Origin of the sequence: Selenomonas sp. oral taxon 892 str. F0426 (assembly GCF_000468035.1) — a bacterium.
Classification (GTDB): domain Bacteria; phylum Bacillota; class Negativicutes; order Selenomonadales; family Selenomonadaceae; genus Centipeda.
In genome coordinates this window covers 1-17,391 of sequence record NZ_KI260535.1, presented here as the reverse complement: position 1 = coordinate 17,391, position 17,391 = coordinate 1, and the positions used below count along the sequence as shown (strand labels likewise).

The 17,391-nt window shown below is 56.6% G+C and carries 17 protein-coding genes and 1 other RNA gene; 16 read left to right on the top strand and 2 right to left on the bottom strand.

Annotated features, from left to right (window positions below; all coding sequences use genetic code 11):
* Positions 1–61: 61 nt before the first annotated feature.
* A complete protein-coding gene (locus tag HMPREF1992_RS03865; RefSeq protein WP_021684533.1) occupies positions 62–1,252 on the bottom strand; it encodes an MFS transporter in 1,191 nt (396 codons plus the stop codon).
* Positions 1,253–1,491: 239 nt separating this feature from the next.
* Between HMPREF1992_RS03865 and HMPREF1992_RS03860 the strand changes: the two genes are divergently transcribed.
* Positions 1,492–2,151 carry a 3'-5' exonuclease gene (locus tag HMPREF1992_RS03860; protein WP_021684531.1) on the top strand — a complete coding sequence of 220 codons (660 nt, stop codon included), beginning with the start codon at positions 1,492–1,494 and terminating at the stop codon, positions 2,149–2,151.
* 88 nt (positions 2,152–2,239) lie between these two features.
* On the opposite strand, the gene ssrA is transcribed toward HMPREF1992_RS03860, so the two are convergent.
* Positions 2,240–2,591: a transfer-messenger RNA gene (ssrA, locus tag HMPREF1992_RS11140) on the bottom strand.
* Positions 2,592–2,732: 141 nt separating this feature from the next.
* On the opposite strand from ssrA, the gene lpxC reads away from it, so the two are divergent.
* The 15 genes from lpxC (at position 2,733) to lptB (ending at position 17,334) form a co-directional block, all read left to right on the top strand.
* The gene (gene lpxC, locus HMPREF1992_RS03855; RefSeq protein ID WP_037358493.1) at positions 2,733–3,557 is read left to right on the top strand and encodes a UDP-3-O-acyl-N-acetylglucosamine deacetylase; all 825 of its coding nucleotides are present in this window, start codon (positions 2,733–2,735) and stop codon (positions 3,555–3,557) included.
* 1 nt (position 3,558) lies between these two features.
* Positions 3,559–3,999 carry a 3-hydroxyacyl-ACP dehydratase FabZ gene (gene fabZ / locus HMPREF1992_RS03850; protein ID WP_009441304.1) on the top strand — a complete coding sequence of 147 codons (441 nt, stop codon included), beginning with the start codon at positions 3,559–3,561 and terminating at the stop codon, positions 3,997–3,999.
* Positions 4,000–4,165: 166 nt separating this feature from the next.
* The gene (gene lpxA, locus HMPREF1992_RS03845; protein ID WP_021684529.1) at positions 4,166–4,978 is read left to right on the top strand and encodes an acyl-ACP--UDP-N-acetylglucosamine O-acyltransferase; all 813 of its coding nucleotides are present in this window, start codon (positions 4,166–4,168) and stop codon (positions 4,976–4,978) included.
* Between the two features lie 9 nt (positions 4,979–4,987).
* Complete coding sequence (locus tag HMPREF1992_RS03840) at positions 4,988–5,791, top strand: LpxI family protein (protein ID WP_021684528.1); 804 nt, start codon at positions 4,988–4,990, stop codon at positions 5,789–5,791.
* A 12-nt stretch (positions 5,792–5,803) separates the two neighbouring features.
* On the top strand, positions 5,804–6,937 hold the full coding sequence (gene lpxB / locus HMPREF1992_RS03835) for a lipid-A-disaccharide synthase (protein ID WP_037358490.1): 1,134 nt from the start codon (positions 5,804–5,806) through the stop codon (positions 6,935–6,937).
* Positions 6,938–6,959: 22 nt separating this feature from the next.
* Positions 6,960–8,684 (top strand): lipid A export permease/ATP-binding protein MsbA, encoded by a 1,725-nt coding sequence (gene msbA / locus HMPREF1992_RS03830; RefSeq protein ID WP_021684526.1) that lies wholly within the window; start codon positions 6,960–6,962, stop codon positions 8,682–8,684.
* A gap of 2 nt (positions 8,685–8,686) precedes the next feature.
* The gene (gene lpxK / locus HMPREF1992_RS03825; protein WP_037358488.1) at positions 8,687–11,200 is read left to right on the top strand and encodes a tetraacyldisaccharide 4'-kinase; all 2,514 of its coding nucleotides are present in this window, start codon (positions 8,687–8,689) and stop codon (positions 11,198–11,200) included.
* Between the two features lie 19 nt (positions 11,201–11,219).
* Positions 11,220–11,954, top strand: coding sequence for a 3-deoxy-manno-octulosonate cytidylyltransferase (kdsB, locus tag HMPREF1992_RS03820; RefSeq protein ID WP_021684524.1), 735 nt, complete (start codon positions 11,220–11,222; stop codon positions 11,952–11,954).
* A 98-nt stretch (positions 11,955–12,052) separates the two neighbouring features.
* Positions 12,053–12,880, top strand: a complete 828-nt coding sequence (kdsA, locus tag HMPREF1992_RS03815; protein WP_021684523.1) for a 3-deoxy-8-phosphooctulonate synthase — start codon at positions 12,053–12,055, stop codon at positions 12,878–12,880.
* Positions 12,881–12,889: 9 nt separating this feature from the next.
* Positions 12,890–13,870, top strand: a complete 981-nt coding sequence (locus HMPREF1992_RS03810; RefSeq protein ID WP_021684522.1) for an SIS domain-containing protein — start codon at positions 12,890–12,892, stop codon at positions 13,868–13,870.
* Positions 13,870–14,427, top strand: a complete 558-nt coding sequence (locus HMPREF1992_RS03805) for an HAD family hydrolase (RefSeq protein WP_021684521.1) — start codon at positions 13,870–13,872, stop codon at positions 14,425–14,427. The genes HMPREF1992_RS03810 and HMPREF1992_RS03805 overlap by 1 nt, the downstream gene beginning before the upstream one ends.
* Before the next feature lie 26 nt (positions 14,428–14,453).
* Positions 14,454–15,368, top strand: a complete 915-nt coding sequence (locus HMPREF1992_RS03800; RefSeq protein WP_037358484.1) for a lysophospholipid acyltransferase family protein — start codon at positions 14,454–14,456, stop codon at positions 15,366–15,368.
* Positions 15,368–15,910, top strand: a complete 543-nt coding sequence (lptC, locus tag HMPREF1992_RS03795; protein WP_021684519.1) for an LPS export ABC transporter periplasmic protein LptC — start codon at positions 15,368–15,370, stop codon at positions 15,908–15,910. Before HMPREF1992_RS03800 ends, lptC begins: the two co-directional genes overlap by 1 nt.
* On the top strand, positions 15,907–16,602 hold the full coding sequence (locus HMPREF1992_RS03790) for an LptA/OstA family protein (RefSeq protein WP_021684518.1): 696 nt from the start codon (positions 15,907–15,909) through the stop codon (positions 16,600–16,602). The genes lptC and HMPREF1992_RS03790 overlap by 4 nt, the downstream gene beginning before the upstream one ends.
* Before the next feature lie 12 nt (positions 16,603–16,614).
* A complete protein-coding gene (gene lptB / locus HMPREF1992_RS03785; RefSeq protein ID WP_021684517.1) occupies positions 16,615–17,334 on the top strand; it encodes an LPS export ABC transporter ATP-binding protein in 720 nt (239 codons plus the stop codon).
* The last annotated feature ends 57 nt before the right edge of the window (positions 17,335–17,391 follow it).

Genomic DNA, 17,391 nt, shown 5'->3' with positions numbered 1-17,391 from the left:
GGCGTCTTGAGCGCGCCAACGAAAAATGCGGTACGAAGTCAAAACAGCTTCGTACCGCATTTTACGTTTCTGCATCTCTTTGTATATATTTCCACTGTACAAATAGTGCAAGCACAAGTAAAATCGAACCCGCCGTCGGGAAGAGGTAGTGCATGCCGAGATACGTCGCAACAATGCCGCCGAGGAGTGGCCCTGTGAATCCTCCGACCTGCTGTGCGGCGAAGAGCATGCCAAATACACTCCCTTTGAGCTGCGCAGGTGTATGCTGTGCGATGACCGCATTCAGCGAGGGTTGGATGCCTGCAAGGAAGAGTCCGACACCGAACTGCATCGCGGCGAAGGGGATGAGTGTGTCCGGAATCCCCTGCAGTGCGAGCATTGTGCCTGCACAGAACATCGCAAGACACATGGCGGTGAAGTAGTTCCGCCGTGATCCAAAGATACCCCAAAGCGGTGCGGCAATCGCGCCTGCAATCCCACCGAGCGAGAACACAATGCCCGCGACGAGGACGATATTGCCCATTTCGCCGGCGAGATATTTGATGTAGGTCGTCAACACAGGCATCAGGATGAATGTGACCATCTGTGCGAGTGTGCTCACAATCATCATCGTGCGCAGAATGGAGATGCGCCACAGATGCCACGGACTTTTCTCCTCTGCCGTAAGCGGTGCGCTGTCCTCGGGCATCGGCGGCTCCTTGATGATGAAGGTGAACGCGAGGAAGTTGATGAAGAGTGCCAGTCCTCCGATGTAGAAGCTCGCGCGCATCCCAAACGCCTCTGCGAGCACGCCGCCGAGCAGCGGCCCTACGACACCGCCCGCCGTTAGTGTGCCCTGCATGATGCCGAGAGAGAAGCCGAGCTGTTCACGCGGGGCGTAGAGTGTCATGATCGCAAGATCCATCGGCCAGAGTCCCGCTGCAAATCCTTGGAAGAGCCGCACGAGGACAAGCTGCTCAGGACTTGTAACAATGCCGCCGAGGAAGTAGCTGATCGAGATGAGCAGACTCGCGCGCATTGCCATGAGCCGCTTCCCTTTGCGGTCAGCAATGCGGCCCCAGATCGGCGCCATCACCGCCGAGACCAGGAATGTTACCGAGAATGCCACACCTGACCAGAGATTTACCATGCTGTCGTCGACACCCAACTCACTCGTCAGATACATCGGAAGGAACGGAATGATCATTGTATAGCTGGCGGACATAAAGAGCACGTTGCATGTGAGCAGAACGAGCACGACTTTCCAATTCATGCGCAGACTTCCTTTTCCAATAAGATATACGCTTGTATTCTATCACGTTTTTTGGAAAAAGATAAGCGTAGGACAAATTGCCTAGACGTTGATTTTCTGAAAACTTTGTGATATGATATTTGAGAAATCACGAAATAATATGCAGAAAAGCATGTCAAATCGACAGCGCCACAAAATACCGCAACACCGTCTGCCGCGCGTCACTTACGGCAGATTTTTTTCGAAAGTAAGGATTGCTCATGAAACACATCGTTGTAGATTTGGAGATGAACCCTGTCTCAAAGGAGCACAGAGAGATCCGCAGAAAACTCAATGGAGAGATCATCGAGATCGGCGCCGTCCGCCTGAATGAGAATTTTGAGCAGGAGGATGACTTCCAGTGCTACGTTTGCCCTGAGTATGGTATGGTGAAGAAGCACATCACCGAACTGACGGGCATCACGCAGGAGAAGGTCGCGGGCCATCCTGTATTCTCTGAGAGCTTTCACTCCTTTGTTACGTGGATTGGTGAATCCGAGACGAAGATCTACTCGTGGAGCATGTCGGACATCAAGCAGCTGCGCAAGGAATGCCGCCTGAAACTGCCCGACTTTGATGTCAATTGGTTGGATATGCGCTGGGTTGACCTGCAGCAGGCATTCGACGATCGCCTTGGTCTTCACAACAGTCTCGCGCTGAAGCATGCGCTCGGTGCGATGGGGCGCAGATTCGAGGGCAGTCAGCACTCTGCGCTCGCCGATGCGATCAATACGAGTGCCGTGCTCACGCTTATGCAGGATGACGCAAAATTCCGTGAGACCATGCGTCCCGTCCTCGAAATCCTCGAACCCAGTGAAGGACTCTCGAACTCTATCGGCGACCTCTTCCCTGATCTGGAAAAACTGAAGAATAATCTGTGATATGGAATGAACTGCCGTGCGCGAGAGCGTGCGGCTTTTTATTTGCGCAACAAAAAACCGCCCTCATGGGCGGTTTTGCAGATCAAATTGGTGGAGATGAGGAGAATCGAACTCCTGTCCGAAGATAATACTACATGGATTTCTCCGAGCGCAGTCTGTGTATTGCTTTAGGTGCGGCGCCGCCCGCAGACAGGCTGTGACGCACCGATCACGATAGAGTTCCCGTGAGAGTTATCGTGCAGTGGCTCTCAGGTATCCCGCGTTTGACCCCTGACTCCATCCGTGCGGGAGGCAGACGGAAAGGGGCTGGCTTAAGCCGCCAGAGCGTAGTCTTCGTTTGCTTTTATGTTTAATAAAAGTGTTCACCTTACTAACGGGTTGATGACCCCCCGGCTCGCTGTCCACATACTACCCATCCCCGTCGAGACCATTACATCCCCGATAATGGAAGCATTGGTGCTTGTTTACATCATAGCAGAAGGCTCTGCTGCTGTCAAATCGTGTTTTTTCTTGCAAGTTCGAAAAATTTTTAGTATCATGTATGCGGGTAATAATGTGTCAGTGTCCGAGGAGGATAACGTTTGCAAAGAGAGAGAACGCTGGCTTCACGTGTGGTCTATGATGGAATCGGGCTTCACTCGGGGAAGCCGGTACATATGGAACTTGCTCCGGCCGCACCGGGGACGGGAATATTGTTTGCACGTTCAGATCTGCCTGAGGCACTGCCTGTGGCTGCAACAGCGGCGAATGTGACGGCAACGCTGCGTGCAACGACGATCGGTACGGATGCGCTGAAGTTCTTTACGATCGAGCATCTGATGAGTGCTCTGCATGTACACGGCGTGGATAACTGCCTTGTGCTTCTCGATGCGGAGGAGCCGCCCGTCGTAGACGGCAGTGCACGCACGTTTTTCCGGCTCATTGCGGAGGCGGGAACGGTGGAGCAGGATCGTAAGCGTCAAGTGACGGTGATCGATCGTATCTACCGCGTGGACGACGGCAGTCACTTTATCATGGCACTGCCCTATGATGGACTGCGCGTCTCGTTCACCTCATTGAACGATCATCCGCTGATTGGCGTACAATATTACGATATCGAGGTCACGCCGGAGGCGTATGAAAAAGAGATTGCACCTGCGCGGACGATTGCCTATGAGAAGGAGGTCGCGGCGCTGCGTGAGCATGGCCTCGGCCTTGGCGGCTCGCTCGAGACGGTGATTGTCTACAACGATGAGGGGTGGATGAATCCGCTCAACTTCCCGAATGAGCTGGTGCGTCATAAGATCCTTGATGTACTTGGGGATATTCGCCTGGCGGGTATGATTCGCGGCCACATCATTGCGGTTGCTTCTGGGCATGCGCTCAATACAGCGCTGGCGAAACAGATTGCAGAGGAGAGGGAATAGCATGACTTTGGATATCAATGAGATTCAGCAGATTCTGCCGCATCGCCCGCCGATGCTGCTCGTGGATAGGATCACGGAGCTCGTTCCGTTCAAATCGGCGACGGGTATCAAGTGTGTGACGATGAACGAGCCGTTCTTCCTCGGGCATTTCCCGGGACATCCAATCATGCCCGGTGTTCTTCTTCTCGAGGGGATGGCGCAGGTCGGCGGTGTCACGATGCTCTATCCAGAGGAGCACCGCGGCAAGATTGCCCTTTTCGGCGGCATGGAGAATGTAAAATTCAAGCGCCCCGTTGTGCCCGGCGATGTTGTCGTGACGAAGGCGGAGCTTGTACGTGTGCGCGGCGTATTCGGAGTGCTGCACGCAGATGCCTACGTTGAGGATGAACTTGTAGCATCGGCGGACTTCAAGTTTGCACTGAAGAACGGTGATGAACTCTAAAAAACTGATACATGCAGGAAAAACGGACATAATCCACCGAGAAAGAGGATTATTCGGCGATAACGGCTGATTTTCCGAGGTGAAAGCACAGCGTTCCTACCGGATGTTAATAGAGAGTGGAAAATGTCTGCCCTGGCAAGAGACAGGGCTGAAGGAGTTGAAATAGATGACAGGCAGCAGCAAGGTTATTGCCTACATCCATGAGACGGCGGTGATTGCACCGACAGCACGCATCGCAAAGAACGTGGAGATTGGCCCCTATGCGGTCATCTCGGACCATGTCCAGATCGGTGAGGGGACGAAGATCGGCCCGCACGTCGTGATCAAGGAGTGGACGCAGATCGGTCGTGACTGCCATATATTCCAGGGGGCGTCCATTGGTGAGGTGCCGCAGGATCTGAAGTTCAAGGGCGAGAAGAGCTATACGTTCATTGGCGACCGCACGACGATCCGCGAGTGTGCGACGGTACATCGTGCGACAGGTGAGGGGGAAGAGACGCGCATCGGCGACGACTGTCTCCTCATGGCGTACACGCATATTGCGCACAACTGCATCCTGGGCAATCGCATCATCATGAGCAATGCAGCGATGCTTGCGGGACACGCGATTGTCGAGGATGGCGTCGTGATCGGCGGCATGGCAGGCGTGCACCAGTTCGTGAAGATCGGACGCAATGCGATGATCGGCGGCACGTCGAAGCTCGTGCAGGATGTCGTTCCGTTCACAATGGTGGACGGGCATCCCGCACGTGCGGTCGGGCTGAATAGTGTCGGCATCTCGCGTGCGGGCATTCCGCTTGACGTGCGCCGCCGTATCAAGCAGGCATACAAGATTCTCTATCGTTCGGGACTGAACCTTACGCAGGCAATAGCGCTCATTGAGCAGGAGGTGGACTCCTGTGAGGAGATCGATCATCTCCTGCGCTTCCTCCGCAATGCGGAGCGTGGGATCTGCCGCGAACGTCACGAGGATGAGTGAGGGATCATAATGGAAAAACTGGGACTGCTCGCGGGTGTCGGACATCTGCCCGCCGCGTGTGCGCGTGCGGCGCGTGCGCAGAGTTTTGAGGTACACGTAATCGCGCTCCTGCCGGACTGCGATCCTGATCTGAAGGAGGCCGCGTCGGTCTATCGTGAGATCAGCATCGGCTCGATTGCTTCTATTCTGGCGTATCTCCAACAGGAGGGCATCACGAAGGTTACGATGATCGGCAAGGTGACGAAGGAACTGCTCTTCACGGGGCAGATTCAGCCCGATGAAATGCTGCGTGGAATGCTCATGCAGCTGCCGAATCAGAATGACGATACGATCATGATGATGTTTGTCGGAGCGCTGATGAAGGTCGGCGTGACGCCGCTCGATCAGACGGCACTCATCCGTCCGCTGATGCCCGAGTCAGGTGTTCTGACGAGCCGTCAGCCCACGGATGCGGAGCGCGCGGATATGGAGTATGGACTCCAGATGGCGCGCGAGATCGGGCGCCTCGATGTGGGACAGACCGCTGTGGTGAAGAACCGTGCGGTGATGGCGCTCGAGGCGATCGAGGGGACGGATGCGTGCATTCGGCGCGGCGGTCAGCTTGCGGGCGGCGGCGCAGTTGTCGCAAAGGCGGCAAAACCGCAGCAGGATCTTCGCTTCGATGTCCCTGCGGTCGGACTTGATACGATCGAGTCGTTGGTCGCTGCAAAGGCATCGGCACTTGTCCTTGAGGCGGGCAGGACGCTCTTCATCGACAAAGAGCGTGCGATCGCGCTCGCCGAGGCGAACGGCATTACGATTGCTGCCATGTGAGGGAGTTCCCTTTTGAAAATTATGCTTTCGGCGGGGGAGACCTCGGGCGACCTCCACGGGGCGGCGCTCGCGCGTGAGCTGTGCGCACTTGACCCCACCGTTTCGCTGATCGGATTTGGCGGAGCGGAGATGGAGGCGGCGGGAGTGAAGCTCCGCCAAAACTATGTGGACTACAACGTCATGGGCATCTCGGCGGTACTGCTGAATCTCAGGCGTATCTTTGCCCTTCTCGATGACCTTACGCGGCTCATGGAGGAGGAGCGGCCGGATGTGCTTGTCATCATCGACTATCCGGACTTTAATTGGCAGCTCGCGGCGCGGGCGAAAGAGCGGGGAATCCCCGTTTTTTCTTATATTCCGCCCTCTGCGTGGGCGTGGCGCAAGGGACGCGCGAAGTCCTGCGCCGCACTTGCGGATGAGATTGTCGCGATCTTTCCGCACGAACTGCCGCCCTATGAGGAGGCGGGGGCGAACATCTCCTTCGTCGGGAATCCGCTCATCGATACGGTGCATGCGGAGATGGACGCAGAGGAGGCACGGCATCACTTTGGCATCGGCGCGGATGATGTTCCAATCCTCCTCATGCCCGGCAGCCGGCGCGAGGAGATCGAACGGCTACTGCCGTCCATGCTCGGAGCGGCAGAAATCCTCGCCGCGCGTGACCCCGCACGGCGGTTCTTCCTGCCTGTCGCGGGCGGCGTGGATGTCACGCAGCTCGAGAAGCATCTTGCTGCCTCCTCCGTTACGGTTACGCTCACTCATGACGCACGCTATGCGCTAATGAGCATTGCGCGTGCAGCGATTGCGGCGTCTGGAACAGTCATCATGGAGGCGGCCATTATGGGGCTGCCCGCTGTCGTTCTCTACCGTATGTCTGCGCTCTCCTATCTCGTCGGGCGCCTGCTCGTCGATGTGCCGCGCTTCTCGCTGCCGAACATCCTGCTCGGAGAGACTTTTGAGACGGAGTTGCTGCAGGACGCGGTGCAGCCTGACCGCATCGCGGAGGCGATGGAGCGGATCATCGTGGACGGCACAGAGCGTGACTATGTGACGGATTGCCTTGCGCGAGCCGTTGCCGAACTCGGCGAACCAAATGCAGCGCGCCGCGTAGCAGAGAAGATTTTCGCGCGCGCAAAGCGTACATAATACATTTCCCACTAGGAGAGCTATGAAGAATTACAAGAGACTGCTTGCCTATATGCGGCCGTACGTGAATAAACTCGCGCTCGCGATCGTGTGCATCATCCTCGCTTCTGGAGCGAATCTCTACGTCCCGTGGATCATCAAGGATATGATCGACGACGTGCTTGCCGACAAGAACATGGCGCTGCTGAACGCCATCTGCATCGGCATCGTTGTCATCTTCTTCCTGCGCGGGATTTTTTACTTTGGGCAGTCGTATCTCGTCTCCTACATCGGACAGAAGGTTATCATTGATGTGCGCGAGGTCATGTTCCGCAAATTCCAGCGGATGCCGCTCGCGTACTATGACCGTCACCAGACGGGCGAGATCATGAGCTATGTTACGAATGATGTCGCTGCGATTCAGGCGGCCCTCGTGGACAACCTCATTGACCTCGTGACGGAGGGCTGCATTCTCATTGGCTCCCTTGTCCTCATGTTCTACCTCGACTGGAAGCTCTCTCTCTTGACACTTGTCGTTATTCCAATGGTTGGACAGGCAATGAAGATCTTCGGACGCAAGATCAAGAAGTCGAGCACGGTCATTCAGGAGCGCCTTGCTGAGATCACGGCACTGCTGCAGGAAAGCTTCTCGGCAACGCGCGTTGTGAAGTCCTTCGTGCGTGAGGACTATGAGATCGACCGTTTCGTGCACTCGAATCAGCGTAATTTCGATGCAGTGATGAAGAATGTTCAGCAGACGAGTATGCTCACGCCGACGGTTGAATTCCTCGCCGCGATTGCCGTCACCTTTATTGTCTGGTTTGGCGGCTACGAGGTCGTCAACGGCGATATCACAGCAGGTGCGTTTGTCGCGTTCCTCACGTATGCCGTCAACCTTGCAAATCCAGTCAAGCGTCTCTCGCGCATCTACGGCAACCTCCAAAAGGCAATGGCGGCGGTTGATCGTGTATTTTCCATTGTCGATCTTGAGGAAAGCATTACAGATCGTCCGAACGCCAAGCCGCTCCCCCCAGTCGAGGGGCATGTGCGCTTTGACAACGTGACGTTCTCCTACAAGGAGGGGCGTCCTGCGCTCGCGGGCATTACGCTTGAGGCGGCTCCTGGCGAGATGATCGCCTTTGTCGGACCTTCGGGTGCGGGCAAGTCGACGATTGCAAACCTCATACCGCGCTTCTACGAGGTGAGCAGCGGCGCGATCACGGTGGACGGACATGACATCCGCGATGTGACGCTCGCTTCTCTGCGCGGTCAGATTGGACTTGTGCCGCAGGAGACGATGCTGTTCTCGACAACGGTTCGTGAGAACATTCGCTATGGTCGCCTCGATGCGACGGATGCAGAGATCGAGGAAGCGGCACGCGCAGCGAATGCACATAACTTCATTATGGAACTCGAGCATGGGTACGATACGAAGATCGGAGAGCGCGGCATCAGCATTTCTGGCGGCCAGCGGCAGCGTGTCGCCATTGCACGCGCGATTCTCAAGGATCCGCGCATCCTCATCCTCGATGAGGCGACCTCTGCGCTCGATACGGAGAGCGAGAAGATCGTACAAGCGGCGCTCGATAATCTTATGGTTGGACGTACGAGCTTTGTCATCGCACATCGCCTTTCGACGGTCTTTAACGCTGACCGCATCTATGTGATTGACGGCGGACATATCGTGGAGCAGGGGACACACGAGGCACTGCTTGCGAAGGACGGACTCTATCAGCATCTTTATGATATTCAGTTTCGGGGAGAGTGATTATGAGATTCCTGTATAACTTAGCGGCAATCCTCATCGTCACCATCATCATACCGATCTTCTTGCTGCGCGCGACACGTGAGCGCGGCTTTGTTGAGCGCATCAAGCAGAGCTTCGGCTTCTATCCGCCTGAGACCATCGACAAGGTGGCGGGGAAAAATGCGATTTGGGTGCATGCGGCGTCCGTCGGTGAGATCGTGGCGACCAGTCCGCTTGTCCGCGAGTTCCGTAAAAAGTTCCCCGACAGCCCCATCCTCGTCTCGGTCGTGACGACGGGCGGCTACGAGATGGCACATCGCATCATCAAGGATGCGGATGCGATCATCTACTTCCCGCTCGATTTGCCATTTCTCGCCTCACGCGTTGTCGGACGCATTCGGCCGCGTGTGTTTCTGCCCGTGGAGACGGAGCTGTGGCCGAACTTTCTCAAGAAGGCAAAGCAGCTCGATGTCCCCGTCATGATGGTCAACGGCCGCATCAGCGACCGCAGCGTGAAGCAGTATAAATATTTGCTCGGCATGCTGCGCGAGATGATCGGAACGGTGAAATGTTTTGCGATGCAGTCGAGCATCGATGCGGACTATATCATGCGTCTCGGTGCGCCGCGCGAACTTGTCACGGTCACAGGCAACACGAAGTTCGATCAGGCGTATACGAGTGTCAGCCCTGAGGAACGGGCCGCGCTCATCAAGGAGCTCGGCCTGGAGGGGGCGAGCCACATCATGATCGCGGGATCGACGCATCGCGGTGAGGAGGAACTCGTGCTTGCGGCATTTGCCGCCGTGCGCGAGCATGACCCGAAGGTGCGCCTCATCATTGCCCCGCGCGAGGTGCTGCGTACCATCGAGGTGGAGCATCTCTGCCGCAAGGCAGGCTTTACAGTCAACACGCGCAAGAACCTGCAGAAGGGGGCAGAGGGCGGCGAGGACATCGTCATCCTCGATACGGTTGGCGAGCTGGGGCGCGTCTATGGACTCGGCGATGTGATCTACATCGGCGGCAGCCTTATCCCGCACGGCGGGCACAACATCCTCGAACCGGCGGCACACGGAAAGGCGATCATCGTCGGCAATCAGATGTTCAACTTTAAGGACATCCATGCGCTCTTCCGCAACCGCAATGCTGTTGTGACAGTCACGAATGGAGAAGAGCTGGTGCGCGAGACCCTGCGTCTCTTTGGTAATGCGGAGGAACGTGCGCGACTCGAACACGAGACGCTTGCCATCATCAATGAGAACAAGGGCGCGTCTGCAAAGTCGGCACAGATCCTCGTCGATATGCTCGCAGCGTACGAGGCCCGGCGTGCCCTTCGTGCGCAGGAGCGTATCAGCGCACATCGTGTGCGTGCAACGCAGAAGGTCGCAAATTTCCAGACGTACTTTATCGATCTCGTCCATGACAAGGACGTGCGCGGTGTTTCACGCAGACTTATCGTGGGCATATTCTACGCATTCTCGCTCATCTATGAGCAGCTCGTCAATCTGAAACTCACGATGTACCGCCTTGGCTGGGTGAAGAAGGAGCAGCTGCCCTGCTTCGTCATCAGTCTGGGCAACGTAACGGTTGGGGGTACGGGCAAGACTCCGACGGCGCAGCATCTCGCGCGTGCGATTCACGCGATGGGCTACCGCGTGGCGATTCTCAACCGCGGCTACCGAGCGAAGTGGCGCGGAGAAGTCGGCATCGTGTCCGATGGGCGTACGCTCAAAATGGACGCGGAGACGGCGGGAGACGAGGCGTTCATGCTGGCAAAGCATTTGCCGGATGTTCCCGTTCTGATCGGCCCGAAACGTGCTGTTACGGGGCGCTATGCGATCGAGCATTTCGGCGCGGAGGTGGCGATCCTCGATGATGGCTATCAGCACTGGCAGCTTGCGCGTGACATGGACATCCTGCTCGTGGATGCAGTGAACGTATTCGGCAACGGCTATCTCCTGCCGCGCGGCACGCTGCGTGAACCGCTGTCGCACATCGATCGTGCGGATGTCTGCCTCATGACGAAGGTCGACCAGGCGGCACCAGGCGCGATTCAGCATATTTGGGAGACGTTCCGCAGCTACAATCAGGACGGGCTCATCATCGAGAGCATCCATCAGCCGCGCCAGTTCGTGCGCCTCTCCGACTGGTACGAGGACATCGCAGCAGGCGGCGTCCCCGTTACGGAGATGGAGGGAAAGAAGGTGCTTGCCGTCTCAGCGATCGGCAACCCCGCTTCCTTTGAGCAGACACTTGCCGATCTCGGCGTCGAGATGGTGGAGAGCATGCGCTACCCCGATCATCACGACTACGGTGAACGCGATATGGCAGAGGTGCTGTACCGTGCAGAGACACTGGGCGTCGAGGCGATCATCATCACGGAGAAGGATGCGGTCAAGGTACCGGCAGATGTTGTGCGTGCGAAGTGGCGCATTCCCATGTATGTCATCTCTGTCGAGGTGACGTTCCAGAAGGGGCAGGAGGAGTTCTTCCGTACGCTCGAGGAACAGCTTGCGGCAAAACTGAGACCAGTATCCTAAATATGATTGAGGTGATCGCATGAAAGTTCTCTGCATTATCCCCGCGCGTTACGCATCCACGCGTCTGCCGGGCAAGCCCCTGTGCGACATCGCGGGCAAGCCCATGATCGTGCGTGTCTACGAACGTGCCGTACGGGCAGAACTCGTGCAGGATGTCGTCGTAGCGACGGACGATGAGCGTATTTGTGCCGCTGTCGGGGAGTATGGCGGACGCGCTGTTATGACGCGTACGGATCATGCGACGGGAACAGATCGCCTCGCCGAGGTGGCTGAGAAAATGCAGGACTACGATCTCATCATCAACGTGCAGGGCGATGAGCCGCTTATTGACCCTGCGGTGATTGATGCGCTCGTTGAGCCTTTCCTTACAGATGAACAGCTGCCGATGGCAACGGCAAAGACCCTGCTCACGGACGAGGAGGAGATAGCGAACCCGAACAACGTCAAGGTCATCACCGACCACTCGGGCAATGCGCTCTACTTCTCACGCGCACGCATTCCATATGCGCGCAATCCGGGGGCAAAGGTCTACAAGCATATTGGAATTTATGCGTATCGTCGAGATTTTTTGCTCGATTATGCACGCATGTCACAGACACCGCTCGAGCTCTCTGAGTCCCTCGAGCAGCTGCGCGCGATCGAGAACGGGCACACGATCCGCGTCATTGAGACGGATGCCGTCTTTATCGGAGTGGATACCGAGGAGGACCTTGCAGCGGTTAACGAAGTCTATCAAAGAGAAGGCATTTATTGACCGATGTCAGCGAAAACTCTATAATAATGATTGTAAATCCCGTATGCACTCCTGCATACGGATAGAACATAACATGATTATTGAAAGGAGTCCTAAAGATGAACAAAGTGAAGCTGGCGAATTTTGAGATCGGCGGCGGTGAGCCGCTCGTACTCCTCGCGGGACCCTGTGTTCTCGAGGGATTGGAACGCTCGCTCATGATTGGGCGTGGGATCAAGGAGATCACGGATCGCCTTGGCATCCCCTATGTATTCAAGGCCTCCTTTGACAAGGCAAATCGCTCCGCTTACCATAGCTTTCGTGGGCCGGGGATGAAGGAAGGCCTAAAGATCCTGGGGAAGATTCGCAAGGAACTCGGCGTTCCGATTGTTACGGACATTCATGAAAACGCCCAGGCCGAGCCGGTTGCAAAGGTTGCGGACATTCTTCAGATCCCCGCATTTCTCTCGCGTCAGACGGACCTTCTGCACGCTGCGGCACAGACAGGCGCGATCATCAACGTGAAGAAGGGACAGTTCCTCGCGCCGAACGACATGCGCAACGTTGTAGACAAGATCCATGAGAGCGGCAGTGAACGCATCCTTCTCACGGAGCGCGGAGCGAGCTTTGGCTACAACAATCTCGTCGTGGATATGCGTGCGCTTCCGATCATGCGCAGTTTCGGCTATCCCGTCATCTTCGACGGGACACACAGTGTTCAGCTCCCAGGAGGCGCAGGGACGAGCTCAAGCGGGCAGCGCGAGTATGTTGAGCACCTCGTTCGTGCTGCTGTTGGTGCAGGTGTCGATGGGCTCTTTCTCGAGGTGCATGACAATCCGCCGGAGGCACTCTCGGACGGCGCAAACATGGTCTATCTCGACAAGCTCGAGGAGCTTCTGAGGGAAGCCCTGGCCATTTACGAAGTTGTGCGGAAAAAGTTGAACTAGGAGAGATACATGGCACAGAGCACGATTCGGGAAAAAGCAATCGAGACATTGGAACTCGAGGCAAAATCAGTCGCGCAGCTTGCGGAGCGTATCGATGATGATTTTGAGGCGGCGGTACGGGCTATTCTGGACTGCAAGGCTCGCATTGTTGTCACGGGGATGGGCAAATCCGGTCACGTCGGGCGCAAGATTGCGGCGACGCTCGCGAGTACGGGGACGCCGGCCTTCTTTATGCACCCCGCAGAAGCGTTTCACGGCGACCTCGGCATGGTGACGGCAGACGACATTGTCATCGCTATCTCCAACAGCGGCGAGTCGAACGAGGTCGTAAATATCCTCTCGATCATTCATCGCATCGGCGCGCGCATCATCGCTATGTGCGGCCGGCGTAAATCACAGCTTGGGCGCAGTGCGGACTTCTACATTGACATCGGCGTCGAGCGTGAAGCATGCCCCCTGGGGCTGGCGCCGACTGCCTCGACCACGGCGACGCTCGCGATGGGTGATGCGATTGCGATGGCGCTTATGTCCGCGCGTGATTTCAAGAAGGAGGACTACGCTCTCTTCCATCCGGGCGGTGCGCTCGGACGCAAGCTGCTTCTGACGGTTGCAAACGTCATGCATACGGGAGACGAAAATCCTGTCGTGTCCTACCATACGACGGCAAAGGACGCGCTTTTCGTCATGACGGACAAGGGGCTGGGTGCTGTCTCCGTCGTCGATGCGGACGGCAAATTCATCGGACTTGTCACAGACGGCATCATTCGCCGCGCACTCGCAAAGGATTACACCTTTCTTGATAAGGATGTGGAGAGCATCATGTTTTCCACGCCGCTCACGATCGCACCGGACAAGATGGCAGCGGCAGCGCTCTCCGTCATGGAGAAGCATCAGCCGCGCCCTGTTACTGTGCTGCCCGTTGTCGATGATGCAGGCGTTCCTGTCGGCATTGTCCATCTGACCGATCTTCTGCGGCAGGGAGTCGTCTAATGCCGATTCGTGAGGGCGCAATTGAGCGTGCCAAAAAAATCAAATGCATCATTCTCGATGTGGATGGGGTACTCACGGACGGTGGAGTCTATATTACGTCCGATGGCAGTGAACTCTACAAACCCTTCTTTGTGCGGGATGGGCTTGCGATCACGCTTGCACGTAAAGTGGGACTCTCGACTGCCATCATCACAGGGCGTGCCTCATCCATTGTTGAGAACCGTGCGAGAGAGCTGCATATCGATCTTGTTTATCAGGGGAACCTCGACAAGCGTGCCGCCTATGCGGACATCAAGGCAAAGACGGGGCTCTCCGATGAGGAGATTGCCTATATCGGTGATGACATTGTCGATCTGCCCATCATGCGCATGGTCGGACTGCCTTGCGCAGTCGGCGATGCCGTGACTGAGGTGCGTGAGATCGCACAAATCATTGCAGGTGAGCGTGGAGGCCGCGGTGCTGTGCGCGAGATCTACGAAATCATCCTAAAGACACAAGGAGTATGGGACAGAGTCCTTACATCATTTCAGACAGATGTTGACAGTGTTGCCCAGTAGCAAGGCAACAAAAAGGAGGTGCGGCAGTGCTCTACCATACACTCATGTTTCTCAGTTGGCTTGCGTGCCGTACGCCGCGTCCCCTCCTGCTCGGTGCAGGATGGCTGCTCGGCAACTTCTACTATCTGCTGATTCCGAAGATGCGAAACCGCGCCGTCGAGCATATGATGCCTGCCCTCGGTATCGGTGAGACAGAGGCAAAGAAACTCGTGCGTGCCTCCTTCATCAATATGGCACGGAATGTGCTCGACATCCTTGCGATGCCGATGCTGAACGAGAAGAACCTCAGTGACTACATCGAGATCGACCATCTCGAACGTATGCAGGAGGCGCTCGCCGAGGGACACGGTGTCGTCGTGCTCACGGGGCATATCGGCTGTTGGGAGTGGCTCTCAGCTGCGTTTACGCTGAATGGAATCCCTGTCAGTGCAATCGCAAAGCCGCAGCCGAACATTCAGTACACGCGTGTTCTCGATGATCTGCGCGCGACGATCCACGTTGAGATATTCTCGCGCGGGACGAGTGAGCTGATCGCGGCGGCGCGGGCGCTCAAGCGCGGACGTCTCCTTGGTTTTTTGGCGGATCAGGACGGCGGCCCCGGCGGTGCATTTATCGAGTTCTTTGGGCGCACAGCATCCACGCCGCTTGGTCCTGCCGTCTTTTCACGTAAATTCAAATCGCCTGTGGTGCCTGCGTTTATCCTGCGTCAGCCGAATGGCAAGCACAAGGTCGTCGTCGGTGAGATCATGCGCTGTCCGGATACGGGGGACAGCGACCGGGATCTTCACGAATTTACAGTGCAGATGACAGCGATCGTCGAGCAGATCATTCGCGAGAATCCAACGCAGTGGATCTGGTTCCAGAAGCGCTGGAATACCGCGCCTGAAGAACAGAAGACGGGGAAACACCATATGTCGGCAGCACAGAAGGAGGGGGCTTGATGGCGCAGCGCAAATGGCTTTATGGCGGTGCAGCCCTCCTCGTTGCTGTAATCATTTGGGCGATTGCAACCGTTCCTAAGGATCCGGAGCAAACGGACGAAGCGTCCGGCAAACGCATCATGTCCTATGCGGACAATACCCTCAGTGAGGAGCGCGACGGGCGCACGGTCTGGAAGATGACAGCGGAAAAGGTGAATGTCGATATCGATACGAATGACACGGGTATGGTGAAGATCGACGGTACATTCTACAGTGACGATGGACGCATCCTTACGCTGAAAGCAGACGAGGGGTGTATGGACAGCAAGACGCGCGACATTGTGCTCACAGGGACGATCGAGGCGACAACGAGCGATGGTGCGCGCCTGCGGGCAAAAGAGGTCAAATGGACGGCAGCAGACGGCAGCTTGAGTGCCGAGGGGGACGCCGAACTCATTCGCGATGGCATCCGAGCAACGGGTGACCGCATTGTGAGCACAGATCAATTTCAGAAGTTTAGCGTCATAGGAAATGCACATATAGAAAAAGGTGGGGAAAAATGACGAAAAAGACCTTGTATCGCGGCGTTCTCGCACTGCTCGCAGCAGGAGCAGTCTGTACGGCTGCAGCCGCGGCGCAGCGAAGCGCAGAGCCGACCAGCGTCACGGCGGACAGCCTCACCTATGACACGCGCACGGGACTCATCACAGCAGAGCAAAACGTCCGCATGGAACAGGGCACAGGATGGATCGAAGGGGCGCGTGCGACCTATAATACGAAAACGGAAGAAGGAACCGTCGAGGGCGGTGTCCGTGCGGTGCGCGACGATATGCAGCTCTCCTGCGACCACCTTTCTGGTGTTGGACAGGATCATTGGCAGGCCATGGGCAGCGTCCATATGACGAAGGCAGGGCGCACATTCACAGGAGCACAGGTGGACTACTATGCCGCGCAGAATGAATATGTACTTGCGCCGAGCGGCGGGACGATGACGAGTGCCGATGGGACACTCAGTGCCGATCGTCTCGAGGGATGGCTGCAGGAAAACCGTTTTGTCGGTACAGGCAATGCCCATATCGTCAGTCCTCCGCGTGATCTCGAGGGCGGCGGCGACCGCATGGAGTATTTCGGCAATGCAGAGAGACCCTATGTCGTTTTAGATGGCAGCGCATGGGTATTCCAGGGAAACAACATGGCGCGCAGCAATCACATGACCGTCTATCTCTCGGATGACGGTACAGCCGTAAGCGAGTGAGGGGGCTTTATCTTGCATCTCGAATCCCGCAGCCTCATTAAGAAATTTGGCAGCCGCACCGTTGTTGACCGTATCTCTGTCCGTATCGACAAGGGCGAGATCGTTGGCCTCTTGGGTCCCAATGGCGCGGGCAAGACGACCACATTTTACATGATCGTCGGTCTTGAGAAACCCACGCACGGTGATGTCTATCTCTCCGATATCTGTATCACGGACTATCCTATGTATCGGCGTGCGGAGCTGGGGATCAGCTATCTTACGCAGGAACCGTCCATCTTTCGCAAGCTGACCGTCACGGAGAACATCGAGGCAATCCTTGAGACGACGAAGCTTTCGAAGGCGGAGCAAAAGCACAAGCTCGACGGACTCCTCGAGGAGTTTCACATCGGACATGTTCGCGACCGACGTGGTACGGAGCTGTCGGGTGGTGAGCGCCGCCGCGTCGAGATTGCACGCTGCCTCGCGCTTGAGCCGCAATTCATCCTGCTCGATGAGCCGTTCGCGGGCGTTGATCCGCTCGCCGTTGCAGATATTCAGGAGATCATCGAGTATCTGCGTCAGCGCGGCATGGGCATCCTCATCACCGATCACAATGTCCGCGAGACCCTCCACATCGTTGATCGCGTCTACCTCCTCAGCGAGGGCAAACTCCTCCTTGAGGGCGACAGCAAGACCATTGCCGAGAGTCCGATCGCGCGGAAGTTTTATCTTGGAGAGAATTTCAGTTTGTAATCGGGGGAAGAACACGAAGAGGGGCTGCTGCACGAAGCTAAAAAGCTTCGTGCAGCA